The organism is Neiella litorisoli, from assembly GCF_014773395.1.
Classification (GTDB): Bacteria; Pseudomonadota; Gammaproteobacteria; order Enterobacterales; family Neiellaceae; genus Neiella; species Neiella litorisoli.
Genome location: NZ_JACXAF010000040.1, coordinates 1 through 11,523 on the forward strand (window position 1 = coordinate 1; position 11,523 = coordinate 11,523).

Consider the following 11,523-nt stretch of genomic DNA (forward strand, 5'->3'; position numbering starts at 1 on the left):
GATCTTCCGCAGGCTATATAAAGGTCTTAACTTCTTCAGTTAGGACCTTTTTCTTTTGCAACTGACAACCGCGCTGGCAATGGCCAATGGCTATGCTCCAAATACCGAAGAGCTCGGTAAACTCTCCGATATACTCTGCCCTGATTTCATCAATCAATGCCTCGAAACCAGTGGTGTTGCAACCGTCAGAAAACGCCGAATTCCTCTAGACATGGCAGTGTGGACCGTCATTGCGATGTCGCTGTACCGGCAAGAGCCGGTTTGGAGCATTGTTAGCAAAGCGCAACTGATGTTGCCTGGAAAGAAACCTTTGGTTGCTCCGAGCGCAGTGGTTCAAGCACGTCAGCGGCTAGGGGCCGACGCAGTGAAAGAAGTCTTTCATCGCAGCCAGCAAATGTGGCATCAGCAAGCCAATCACCCAACGTGGTCGGGTTTAAAACTCCTTGGAGTCGATGGTGTGGTTTGGCGAACGCCTGATACGCCGGATAATCGAGCACGATTTAAAGCACCTTCCAACCAAAACGGCGAGGGCTCTTTTCCACAAGTTCGGATGGTGTGTCAGATGGAATTAACCAGCCACATGATGGTTGCCAGTGCCTTTGACAGTTATAAGACCAATGAAATGACCTTGGCCGAACGTTTGATTGACACCACGCCAGACCACAGTCTGACCCTATTCGACCGAGGCTTTTACTCGCTAGGCCTGCTGAATCGCTGGTATCAAGCGGGTGAACAACGTCACTGGCTGATGCCAATGAGAAAAGGCACCCAATACACGGTGATTAGGAAGCTCGGACGAAACGATAAAATCGTTGCTTTGCAGGCCAGCCCACAAGCGCGGCGAAAATACTCCGACCTCTCTGATAGCGTAGAAGTTAGGTTATTGACCAAAACCATCAAAGGAAAAGAGGTCAATATCCTGACTTCAATGACTGACGCCATGCGGTTTCCTAGTGCAGATATTGTTGATTTATATCGTCACCGCTGGGAAATTGAAGTGGGCTATCGAGAGATGAAATCATCACTGCTTAACAATGAGTTTACGCTGCGAAGTAAACTGCCAGAAATGATTGAGCAGGAGCTGTGGGGGCTGCTGCTCGGTTACAACATCATTCGCTACCAGATGGTTAAGATGGCACAAACGGTACCCGGTTTGTATCCCAATCAATTAAGCTTCACCACCAGTGCCGCAGCGATTATCCACTTAATATATGGCTTCTGGCTCGAAGCGGCTGGCACCATCCCGAAGCGAATTAACCACCTACTTGATGAAACGCCACATCACATTCTACCGCCGAAACGGGAAGACAGAATTTACCCTAGATGCGTGAAGCACAAGGCGCGAAAATACCCCAATAAGAAAAATGCCAGTCAGCTTAACTGACTGGCATTAGCCAATAGGCTGCCTGTTTTGTTTTGAGGCCTTGCTATTCATTCTTGCGATAGCAGCTATTCCCTTACCATGTAACTTTGTTACACTAACTCGGTCATATGGAGAGTATAGCGGCCAGCTACGTTACTCTTTGTTACTGCCCCCATGGTAAGGATACTCAATGATCTACCCTGTCATTATGGCCGGTGGCTCCGGCAGCCGTCTTTGGCCTTTGTCTCGCAAACTCTACCCAAAACAGTTTTTACCATTGCATGGTGACAGCACCATGTTGCAGGAAACCATCACTCGACTCAGTGGCGTTCAGGCAAGTTCCCCGGTGGTCATTTCTAACGAAGAGCATCGTTTTATTGTCGCTGAGCAGCTGAACCAGTTGGGTGATTTGGGGACGATTATCCTTGAGCCGGATGGGCGCAACACTGCACCTGCTGTCGCACTGGCTGCATTAACCTTAAAGCACACTGCCGGTGAAGATGCCGTGATGCTGGTGCTCGCCGCCGATCATGTTATTCAAGATAACACCGCTTTCCATGCTGCTATTGAGCAAGCCATCCCGCTGGCCGAGTCTGGAGAGCTGGTGACTTTTGGCATTGTTCCGACTGGTCCTGAAACTGGCTATGGCTATATTCGTTCTGGCGACGCTATGGGGGATGCCTTTAAGGTTGGTGAATTCGTTGAAAAACCAGATTTAGCAACGGCGCAATCCTATGTCGATAGCGGTAAGTATTACTGGAACTCCGGCATGTTTATGCTCACAGCCGGCCAGTACCTGAGTGAATTAAAGAAACATCAGCCCGACATTCTTGCTGCTTGTGAGGCGTCGATGGCAGATGTCAGTCATGATCTTGATTTTGTCCGAGTCAACTCAGAACGGTTCCTCAAATGCCCCGATGATTCCATCGATTATGCGGTGATGGAAAAAACCGACCGCGCGGTTGTGATCCCGCTGGACGCCGGTTGGAATGACGTCGGCTCTTGGTCGGCCCTATGGGAAGTGAATGATAAAGACCAACATGGCAACGTCACCCGCGGTGATGTCATGGTCCATGAGAGCAATAATACCTACGTCAACGCCGAAGAAAAATTGGTCGCAGTCGTTGGGCTCGACAACATCATTGTGGTGGAGACCAAAGATGCGGTGCTGGTCGCAGACCAAAACCGGGTTCAAGATGTGAAAAGCATTGTTAATGAGCTCAAAGCTCAAGATCGCAGCGAGTACTTACATCACCGTTATGTCTATCGGCCTTGGGGTAAGTACGATTCCATCGACAACGGCAGTCGCCATCAGGTCAAGCGGATCACGGTCAAACCCGGCGCCAAACTGTCGGTTCAGATGCACCATCATCGCGCCGAGCATTGGATTGTGGTCAGTGGCACGGCGAAAGTGACCAACGGCGACAAAACATTTTTAGTGACCGAGAACGAGTCAACGTATATCCCTGTTGGCGTGGTTCATGCGCTTGAAAACCCCGGTAAGGTGCCATTGGAGTTGATTGAAGTGCAATCTGGCTCTTACCTCGGTGAAGATGACATCGTGCGTTTCGAAGACCGTTATGGTCGAGTGGAGAGTTAATTATGGCTGAATTAACTTGTTTCAAAGCATATGACATTCGTGGTCAGCTCGGTAGCGAACTCAATGAGAAAATTGCCTATGACATTGGCCGCGCTTATGGCGAATTTCTCCAACCCGAAACCGTGGTTGTCGGCGGCGATGCCCGTGAAACCAGCGACGCGTTAAAAAAAGCTTTGGCTGAAGGCTTGATGGATGCCGGAACCAACATCATTGATTTGGGTATGACGGGCACCGAAGAAATTTACTTTGCCACCTTTCATCTCGGCGTGAGTGGTGGCGTCGAGGTGACAGCGTCCCACAACCCCATTGATTACAACGGCATGAAGCTGGTTTGTGAGGGCAGCCGACCGATTGGTAATGCCAACGGCTTAGCTGACATTAAGCGAATCGCCGGCGAAGCGCCATGGCGCCATGGCGAGTTTACCTCTGAACGTCCCAAAGGCAGCTACGAGCAGCGCAACTTGCTTGGCGATTACATTGCCCACTTGCTGGGTTACATTAATATCGCCAAGCTCAAACCGTTAAAGCTGGTCGTCAATGCAGGTAACGGCGCCGCCGGCCATGTCGTTGACGCGTTGGAGTCGGTCTTCAAACAGGCAGAGGTGCCGGTTGAGTTAATTAAAATTCACAACGAGCCCGATCCGACATTCCCCAACGGTATTCCAAATCCGCTTTTGCCAGAAAACCGCCCTGCGACAGCAAACGCCGTCAAGCAACATAATGCCGATATGGGGATTGCTTGGGATGGTGATTTCGACCGCTGTTTCTTGTTTGATGAAAACGGCGAATTCATCGAAGGCTATTACATCGTTGGATTGCTGGCCAAAGCATTTCTTGATCAACAACCCAGCGCCAAGATCATTCACGATCCGCGTTTGACCTGGAACACCATCGACGTGGTCGAGCAAGCCGGTGGTCATGCCATCATGAGTAAAACCGGTCATGCCTTTATCAAAGACATTATGCGCTCCGAAGATGCGGTTTACGGCGGCGAAATGAGCGCCCACCATTACTTCCGTGATTTTGCTTACTGCGATAGCGGCATGATCCCTTGGTTGTTGGTGGCTGAACTACTTAGCACCACAGGCCAGCCACTGTCTGAGCTAGTCAAGGAGCGAATTGCTGCTTACCCATCGTCTGGAGAGATCAATCAAAAGCTCGCTGATCCAGATGCGTCTATCGCTGCCGTGCTGGCTCAATATGAGGCCGATGCTGAGGTGGTCGACCGCACAGATGGCATTAGTGTTGAGTTTGCTGATTGGCGCTTTAACTTGCGTAAGTCAAATACCGAGCCGGTTGTGCGATTAAACGTTGAGAGTAAGGGCGACAAAGCCCTGATGGAAGCGAAGACCAAAGAGCTGCTTGACGCCTTGTCAGCCTAGTTAGCGGCCAGTCAACACGAAGCCCAAGAGCCGGAGTTACTCCGGCTTTTTTGGTCACGCTTTAACCACTGTTACCAGGCTTGGCATCATAGGCTGACTGATAACTAATTTTTTCGTGGGAAGGCCGCCGCCCTTTGCCGAATTGAATTTCTATGCCAGCAATGAATAAATAGGTCGGCTTGTAGTCAAATTTCCGCGGTAGGGTAATTTGCGGCTCCAAATGGTAAGTAAACCAAGGTCGCCAAACGCTTTTTCGATAATTAAAACCGAGGCGATAGATTTCCGATTCGTCTTCATCGCGAGGATCATCGGTTGCTCCCTCTACCGATAGAAATGACACGATCGCGCTGCGCTGAGACAACTGCTTGATACGGGCGATAGTGGCACGCCACTCGTAGCCATCTGTCTTCTCGCCATACTTTCCTTGCAGTTGATATCGATAGATAACGTCGTCAAGGTAGCGATCGACGGTGGCTCTAGATGTTTCGTACCAGCTATCTTCAAACTCTAGCGTCAAATCTTGGGTGAATTTAAATACCGTGTTGTCACTCCACGGGTCGTAATGGCGAGCGCGAACTCGAGTAAACGGGCCGCCACTAAAGTGAGCGCCAACGTCAAAGCTCAAATCCCAGCTATCTCGGTCAAACATGGTATAGCGCACTGCTGCGGATGATTTTTCTTGGCGGCGACCGGCTGGATTCAGCAAATTATCGCCGTTACCGGAGTCGTCCTTGCCATCGATCAGCAGCTGTAGTTTATTGGAGATTTGAGGCAAATGAATCGACGCTTGGATTCGTGGCTTAATCTTGTCTGATTCACGTTGGCGGATCACATAGTCGGTGCTGATACGGATCAAGCTACTAGCACTTTGGATATCAGAAGAACTCACCTCATCCGGACCAAAAAAACTATCAAGCCACAGGGCCTGGTCGCACACGGTATCAGACAGCAGCAGATGCGCCTTGTCATACCAAGGGTAATTTTCCTGTGCAATGGATTCGCACGGGCGCATGTGGTCCTTGGCGTAAGACCACATTTCTGTTTCATCTTCAGCGCTCAGAGCGATGGCTTGAACTTGTGTGGCAACGAAAATGACCGACAACAACAACGCCATTATCCCCTTGGTGAGTTCGTTAGTTCAGTAAACACAAGCCTGACGAATCTGTCATGGTGTAAGTTTTCAAAATCAAACCTACATCGGGCTTGTTTTGTCGTTATGCTTGTGTATAATACGCGACCACTCGGTATTGAACGAGTTTATCTGGTTTGATTTAACTCGACTTGTCGCAGTGAATCAAACCAAAGTACAGCAACCCCGATTTGGGGTTGAATGAATCGATACACACCCACCATACCAAAAATGGTACTGGCTTGGGCGTGTGTCTTTGTGTCAAACATTTTTGGAGCGTTGGTCTGATGCAGAACCAAAGAATCCGTATCCGCCTAAAAGCTTTTGACCATCGTCTGATCGATCAGTCTACGTCAGAGATCGTTGAGACGGCGAAGCGAACCGGGGCTCAGGTACGTGGTCCGATTCCGCTGCCAACCCGCAAAGAACGTTATACCGTTCTGATTTCACCGCACGTCAATAAAGACGCGCGTGATCAATATGAGATCCGTACTCACAAGCGTTTGGTCGACATCGTCGAACCTACCGACAAAACTGTCGACGCTTTGATGCGTTTGGATCTTGCTGCGGGCGTTGATGTTCAGATCAGCTTGGGTTAATCCCAAGCAGACTAGAAGAGGTTTGTAAACCATGGCTATCGGATTAGTCGGTCGTAAAGTAGGTATGACTCGCATCTTCACTGAAGATGGTGCTTCTGTACCTGTAACCGTAATTGAAGTCGAAGCCAACCGTGTCACACAGATTAAAACTCTGGAAACCGACGGATACCGTGCGGTTCAAGTGACCACTGGCGGCAAAAAAGCCAACCGTGTGACCAAGCCGGAAGCGGGCCATTTTGCTAAAGCTGGCGTTGAAGCTGGCCGCGGTGTATGGGAATTCCGTCTGGCAGACGGTGAAGGCGAAGAGTTGGAAGCTGGCAAAGAAATCACTGTTGATGTGCTAGCTGAAGCAAAGAAAGTTGACGTAACCGGCACCTCTAAAGGTAAAGGTTTCGCAGGCGTTGTTAAGCGTTGGAACTTCAGTACTCAGGACATGACTCACGGTAACTCTTTGAGCCACCGTGCACCTGGTTCAATTGGTCAAAACCAATCACCAGGTAAAGTCTTCAAAGGCAAGAAAATGGCCGGTCAAATGGGTAATGAGCGTGTAACTGTTCAATCTTTGGACGTTGTACGTGTTGACGCTGAACGTAACCTCATCCTTGTTAAGGGTGCGGTCCCAGGCGCTACTGGCGGCGACGTCATCGTTAAACCTGCCGTTAAAGCGTAACTTGGAGATTGGTGATGGAATTAGTATTGAAAGACGCGCAAAGCGCGCTTGAAGTCAATCCAACGATCTTCGGGCGTGACTTTAATGAAGCGTTAGTTCACCAGGTAGTTGTTGCGTATGCAGCAGGTGCCCGTCAAGGTACTCGTGCCCAGAAAACTCGCTCAGAAGTGAGCGGTGGCGGCAAGAAGCCTTGGAAACAAAAAGGTACTGGTCGCGCACGTGCTGGTACTATCCGCAGCCCAATCTGGCGCAGCGGTGGCGTGACTTTTGCGGCTAAGCCACAAGATCACAGCCAAAAGGTGAACAAGAAGATGTATCGCGGTGCACTGCGCAGCATTCTGTCTGAGCTTGTGCGTCAAGAGCGTCTGATCGTTGTTGAAAAATTTGGTGTTGAAGCACCTAAAACCAAAGAGCTTGCTAGCAAACTGAAGCAGTACGATGCGAACGATGTTCTGATCGTTACTGAAGAAGTTGATGAGAACCTGTTCCTGGCCGCACGCAACTTGTACAAAGTTGACGTTCGCGACGCAGCAGGCATCGACCCAGTTAGCTTGATCGCCTTTGATAAAGTTTTGATCACTGCTGCTGCAGTGAAACAACTTGAGGAGAACCTAGCATGATCACTGAAGAGCGTCTGCTGAAAGTTCTCTTAGCCCCTGTTGTTTCTGAAAAGAGCACCATGGCTGCTGAAAACAACAACACTGTTGTTTTCAAAGTTGTGACTGACGCTGATAAGCGTGAGATCAAAGCGGCGGTAGAGAAGCTGTTTGAAGTTGAAGTTACTGGCGTTCGTACCGTCAGTGTAAAAGGCAAAACCAAGCGTCACGGTGCCCGTTTCGGCCGCCGCAGCGACTGGAAAAAGGCCTATGTAACGCTTAAAGACGGCAGCGAAATTGATTTCGTTGGCGGCGGTGAGTAATTGGAGGAGTAGGAAACATGGCAATTGTTAAATGTAAGCCAACATCTCCGGGTCGTCGCCACGTAGTTAAGGTTGTTAACAGCGACCTGTACAAAGGCAAGCCATACGCCCCTTTGCTGGACAAAAAGTCTAAGTCTGGTGGCCGCAACAACAATGGTCGCATTACCGTGCGTCACATTGGTGGTGGTCACAAGCAGCATTACCGTATTGTTGACTTCAAACGCAACAAAGACGGCATCCCAGCAAAAGTTGAGCGTCTGGAATACGATCCGAATCGTAGTGCAAACATTGCTCTAGTTCTTTATGCAGATGGTGAGCGTCGCTACATCATTGCGCCTAAAGGTCTGGAAGTTGGTGCAGCAGTTCAATCTGGACAAGATGCGCCAATCAAAGCCGGTAACGCACTGCCACTGCGCAACATCCCAGTTGGTTCAACCGTACACTGTGTTGAACTGAAGCCGGGTAAAGGTGCTCAGTTGGCTCGTTCTGCCGGTGCTTATGCACAAATCGTTGCCCGTGAAGGCTCTTACGTCACTCTGCGTCTGCGTTCTGGTGAAATGCGTAAAGTATTCGCTGAATGTCGCGCGACTCTGGGTGAAGTAGGTAATGCCGAGCACATGCTGCAGCAGTTTGGTAAAGCTGGTGCATCGCGCTGGCGTGGCGTTCGCCCAACCGTTCGTGGTGTTGCCATGAACCCGGTTGATCACCCACATGGTGGTGGTGAAGGTCGTACGTCTGGTGGTCGTCACCCAGTTACACCTTGGGGTGTGCCGACTAAGGGCTACAAGACGCGTAAGAACAAGAGTACTGATAAGTACATTGTTCGCCGTCGTTCTAAGTAATAGAGGTAGAAGCCATGCCACGTTCTCTCAAGAAAGGTCCTTTTATTGACCTGCACTTGCTGAAGAAGGTAGAGAAAGCGGTGGAAAGCGGGGATAAAAAACCAGTTAAAACCTGGTCCCGTCGCTCAATCATCATTCCTGATATGATCGGATTGACCATCGCTGTCCATAATGGTCGCCAACATGTTCCTGTCTACGTGACTGACGAAATGGTTGGCCATAAGCTGGGTGAATTTGCACCTACTCGTACATACCGCGGTCACATCGCGGACAAGAAAGCCAAGAAGCGTTAAGGAGTAAATGATGGAAGCATTAGCTAAACATCGGTTTGCCCGCACCGCAGCACAAAAGGCTCGCTTGGTCGCGGATCAAATCCGAGGTGTACCAGTAGCAAAAGCTCTGGACATCCTGAACTACAGCCCGAAGAAGTCTGCTGTATTGGTTAAAAAAGTGCTGGAGTCTGCAATTGCAAACGCCGAGCACAACCAGGGCGCCGACATTGATGAGTTGAAAGTTGCCAAAGTCTTCGTTGACGAAGGTCCAACTATGAAGCGCATCAAGCCGCGTGCAAAGGGTCGTGCCGACCGCATCCTGAAGCGTACCAGCCACATTACTGTGGTTGTGTCCGATAGCTAACGGAGACAGGTAAATGGGTCAGAAAGTACATCCTAATGGAATTCGCCTAGGCATCGTTAAGCCGTGGAACTCAACCTGGTACGCAGGTAAGAAAGAGTACTCGGCCAACCTGCACAGCGACCATTTGGTTCGTCAGTTCTTGAATAAAGAACTGAAAAACGCTTCAGTTTCTCGCATTGAAATTGAACGTCCAGCGAAAAGCATTCGCGTGACCATTCACACTGCCCGTCCAGGTGTTGTGATTGGTAAAAAAGGTGAAGACGTTGAAAAATTGCGCCTGCAAGTAGCCAAATTGGCTGGTTCGCCTGCACAAATCAACATCTCCGAAGTGCGTAAGCCAGAACTCGACGCGAAATTGGTCGGCGATAGCATCGCTAGCCAGCTTGAGCGCCGTGTCATGTTCCGTCGTGCCATGAAGCGCGCGGTTCAAAACGCTATGCGCCTCGGTGCCAAAGGTATCAAGGTAGAAGTTAGTGGTCGTTTGGGCGGTGCAGAAATTGCTCGTACAGAATGGTACCGCGAAGGTCGTGTACCGCTGCACACTCTGCGTGCAGACATCGATTATGCAACTTCAGAAGCGTTGACTACTTACGGCATCATCGGCATCAAGGTGTGGATCTTCAAAGGTGAGATCCTCGGTGGTATGGAACAGGTCGAGAAGCAGGCGCAACAACCGCGTCCAGCTAACAAGCGCGGCCGTAAAGGTACTAAGTAAGGAGTAAGCAATGCTACAACCGAAACGTACTAAGTTCCGTAAGATGCAAAAAGGCCGTAACCGCGGTGTCGCGGTTGCAGGTAGCAAAGTAAGCTTCGGCACTTACGGTTTGAAAGCGGTTGGTCGCGGTCGTATTACTGCGCGCCAAATCGAAGCGGCACGTCGTGCGATGACTCGTCACGTGAAGCGTCAAGGTAAAATTTGGATTCGTGTCTTCCCAGACAAGCCAATTACCGAAAAGCCGTTGGAAGTTCGTCAAGGTAAAGGTAAAGGTAACGTTGAGTACTGGGTTTGCCAGATTCAGCCAGGCCGTGTTCTTTACGAGATGGACGGTGTTCCAGAAGCATTGGCTCGTGAAGCCTTTGATCTGGCAAGCCGCAAGCTTCCAATTAAGACAACCTTTGTAACTCGGACGGTAATGTAATGAAAGCGAGTGAACTGCGTGAAAAAAGCGTGGAAGAGCTGAATGCTGAATTGCTAGAGCTGTTGCGTGAGCAATTCAACCTGCGCATGCAAGCAAGCACTGGTCAGCTGGCTCAGACTCACACGCTGAAACAGGTACGCCGCAACATTGCGCGCGTTAAAACCCTCCTGAACGAGAAGGCTGGTGCGTAATGAGCGAAGCTAAGATTCGTACGTTGCAAGGTAAAGTGATCAGCGACAAGATGGACAAGTCCATCACTGTGGCTATCGAGCGTAAGGTGAAACACCCAATCTACGGTAAGTACATCAAACGCACTACCAAGCTTCACGTACATGATGAAGAAAACCAATGTCAAACTGGTGATGTGGTTAGCATCAAAGAATGCCGCCCACTGTCTAAGACTAAAAATTGGACACTAGTTGAAGTGGTTACTAAAGCTTAAGTCTGACTTAATGCTTGAATGAAAAAAGGCTCCCTCGGGAGCCTTTTTTGTATTCAGCCTTTTTCGTACGGAAAATAACGGTGTCCCAGCCGTAGCCCAATCGTGGCGAGCACCATGACAAACATCGCCATCGCAATCCAAAATACGCTCAGTGCAGCCATCTCTTTGGTTGCTAAGGTTAGGTATCTCGCTAAGGCGATTATCGCGATATAGATTGGATAACGCACAGGCACTCGTCCGAGCTCAGCATATAAGCGCGACATTGCCATCACTTCTAAATAGATGAACAGCAGCAAAATGTCGCTCAAGTGGACATGTTGAGAATCAATGATATGGCGAATCTCAATTGCAATGGCGATCAGCGTCGCTAATGCAATAAAGACCAGTAGTGCTTTTTCGATTACCGATATAGCAATGATAAAAATTTGCTGTATCCGCTGTTTATTAATCACTTACTTCTCCTTAACAATGCTCCGAGATCTGATGTCTGATCAATCGATCTTAATATTGCGATCGATATCGTATTTGCTTCGTTAGTTTAAATGTAATTAATTCAATGTTTTGCGATTTATTTATTGATGAATCATGACTTTTGGATCGAAAAGATCGAAAAAGTTTCAAAACAGGGGTTGACTCCAAACCGAAGATCCTTAAAATGCGCATCCGCTTCGGGGCAAAAGCTTCAAGCAAGTCAGGTAAGTACCTGGCATCGCTCTTTAACAATTAGCAAGACAATCTGTGTGGGCACTCGCAGTGAGTTGAGATAAAAAATTATCAACTTATTGAAGAGTGTTCAAATTTG

16 protein-coding genes are annotated in these 11,523 nt (G+C 49.2%); 14 read left to right on the forward strand and 2 right to left on the reverse strand.

Annotated features, from left to right (window positions below; all coding sequences use genetic code 11):
- The first annotated feature begins 79 nt into the window (after positions 1 to 79).
- The 3 genes from IC617_RS18595 to IC617_RS18605 all read left to right on the forward strand — a co-directional run bounded on the left by IC617_RS18595 (position 80) and on the right by IC617_RS18605 (position 4,345).
- Positions 80 to 1,384 carry an IS4 family transposase gene (locus tag IC617_RS18595; protein WP_439651287.1) on the forward strand — a complete coding sequence of 435 codons (1,305 nt, stop codon included), beginning with the start codon at positions 80 to 82 and terminating at the stop codon, positions 1,382 to 1,384.
- Between the two features lie 169 nt (positions 1,385 to 1,553).
- The gene (locus IC617_RS18600) at positions 1,554 to 2,963 is read left to right on the forward strand and encodes a mannose-1-phosphate guanylyltransferase/mannose-6-phosphate isomerase (protein WP_191146490.1); all 1,410 of its coding nucleotides are present in this window, start codon (positions 1,554 to 1,556) and stop codon (positions 2,961 to 2,963) included.
- 2 nt (positions 2,964 to 2,965) lie between these two features.
- Complete coding sequence (locus tag IC617_RS18605; protein WP_191146491.1) at positions 2,966 to 4,345, forward strand: phosphohexomutase domain-containing protein; 1,380 nt, start codon at positions 2,966 to 2,968, stop codon at positions 4,343 to 4,345.
- 61 nt (positions 4,346 to 4,406) lie between these two features.
- Here the strand turns inward: IC617_RS18605 and IC617_RS18610 are convergent, their stop codons facing one another.
- A complete protein-coding gene (locus IC617_RS18610; RefSeq protein WP_191146492.1) occupies positions 4,407 to 5,459 on the reverse strand; it encodes a hypothetical protein in 1,053 nt (350 codons plus the stop codon).
- Positions 5,460 to 5,761: 302 nt separating this feature from the next.
- Between IC617_RS18610 and rpsJ the strand changes: the two genes are divergently transcribed.
- The 11 genes from rpsJ to rpsQ are packed head-to-tail and all read left to right on the forward strand — an operon-like array spanning position 5,762 to position 10,721.
- On the forward strand, positions 5,762 to 6,073 hold the full coding sequence (gene rpsJ / locus IC617_RS18615; protein ID WP_087506498.1) for a 30S ribosomal protein S10: 312 nt from the start codon (positions 5,762 to 5,764) through the stop codon (positions 6,071 to 6,073).
- Between the two features lie 31 nt (positions 6,074 to 6,104).
- Positions 6,105 to 6,743: a 50S ribosomal protein L3 gene (rplC, locus tag IC617_RS18620; RefSeq protein ID WP_087506485.1), complete on the forward strand. Its 639-nt coding sequence runs from the start codon at positions 6,105 to 6,107 to the stop codon at positions 6,741 to 6,743.
- A gap of 14 nt (positions 6,744 to 6,757) precedes the next feature.
- Positions 6,758 to 7,363 (forward strand): 50S ribosomal protein L4, encoded by a 606-nt coding sequence (rplD, locus tag IC617_RS18625; RefSeq protein ID WP_087506484.1) that lies wholly within the window; start codon positions 6,758 to 6,760, stop codon positions 7,361 to 7,363.
- Positions 7,360 to 7,662, forward strand: coding sequence for a 50S ribosomal protein L23 (gene rplW / locus IC617_RS18630; RefSeq protein WP_087506483.1), 303 nt, complete (start codon positions 7,360 to 7,362; stop codon positions 7,660 to 7,662). The genes rplD and rplW overlap by 4 nt, the downstream gene beginning before the upstream one ends.
- Positions 7,663 to 7,679: 17 nt before the next feature.
- Entirely contained in the window at positions 7,680 to 8,504 is an 825-nt protein-coding gene (rplB, locus tag IC617_RS18635) for a 50S ribosomal protein L2 (protein WP_191146493.1), read from the forward strand.
- A 14-nt stretch (positions 8,505 to 8,518) separates the two neighbouring features.
- Positions 8,519 to 8,797: a 30S ribosomal protein S19 gene (rpsS, locus tag IC617_RS18640; protein ID WP_087506481.1), complete on the forward strand. Its 279-nt coding sequence runs from the start codon at positions 8,519 to 8,521 to the stop codon at positions 8,795 to 8,797.
- A gap of 10 nt (positions 8,798 to 8,807) precedes the next feature.
- Positions 8,808 to 9,140, forward strand: coding sequence for a 50S ribosomal protein L22 (rplV, locus tag IC617_RS18645; RefSeq protein ID WP_087506480.1), 333 nt, complete (start codon positions 8,808 to 8,810; stop codon positions 9,138 to 9,140).
- A gap of 13 nt (positions 9,141 to 9,153) precedes the next feature.
- Positions 9,154 to 9,855 carry a 30S ribosomal protein S3 gene (rpsC, locus tag IC617_RS18650; RefSeq protein ID WP_191146494.1) on the forward strand — a complete coding sequence of 234 codons (702 nt, stop codon included), beginning with the start codon at positions 9,154 to 9,156 and terminating at the stop codon, positions 9,853 to 9,855.
- Positions 9,856 to 9,865: 10 nt separating this feature from the next.
- Positions 9,866 to 10,279 (forward strand): 50S ribosomal protein L16, encoded by a 414-nt coding sequence (gene rplP / locus IC617_RS18655; protein ID WP_191146495.1) that lies wholly within the window; start codon positions 9,866 to 9,868, stop codon positions 10,277 to 10,279.
- Complete coding sequence (gene rpmC / locus IC617_RS18660) at positions 10,279 to 10,470, forward strand: 50S ribosomal protein L29 (RefSeq protein ID WP_191146496.1); 192 nt, start codon at positions 10,279 to 10,281, stop codon at positions 10,468 to 10,470. The genes rplP and rpmC overlap by 1 nt, the downstream gene beginning before the upstream one ends.
- On the forward strand, positions 10,470 to 10,721 hold the full coding sequence (gene rpsQ, locus IC617_RS18665; protein ID WP_087506476.1) for a 30S ribosomal protein S17: 252 nt from the start codon (positions 10,470 to 10,472) through the stop codon (positions 10,719 to 10,721). The genes rpmC and rpsQ overlap by 1 nt, the downstream gene beginning before the upstream one ends.
- A 53-nt stretch (positions 10,722 to 10,774) precedes the next feature.
- Here the strand turns inward: rpsQ and IC617_RS18670 are convergent, their stop codons facing one another.
- A complete protein-coding gene (locus IC617_RS18670; RefSeq protein WP_191146497.1) occupies positions 10,775 to 11,173 on the reverse strand; it encodes a phosphate-starvation-inducible protein PsiE in 399 nt (132 codons plus the stop codon).
- Positions 11,174 to 11,523: the final 350 nt, after the last annotated feature.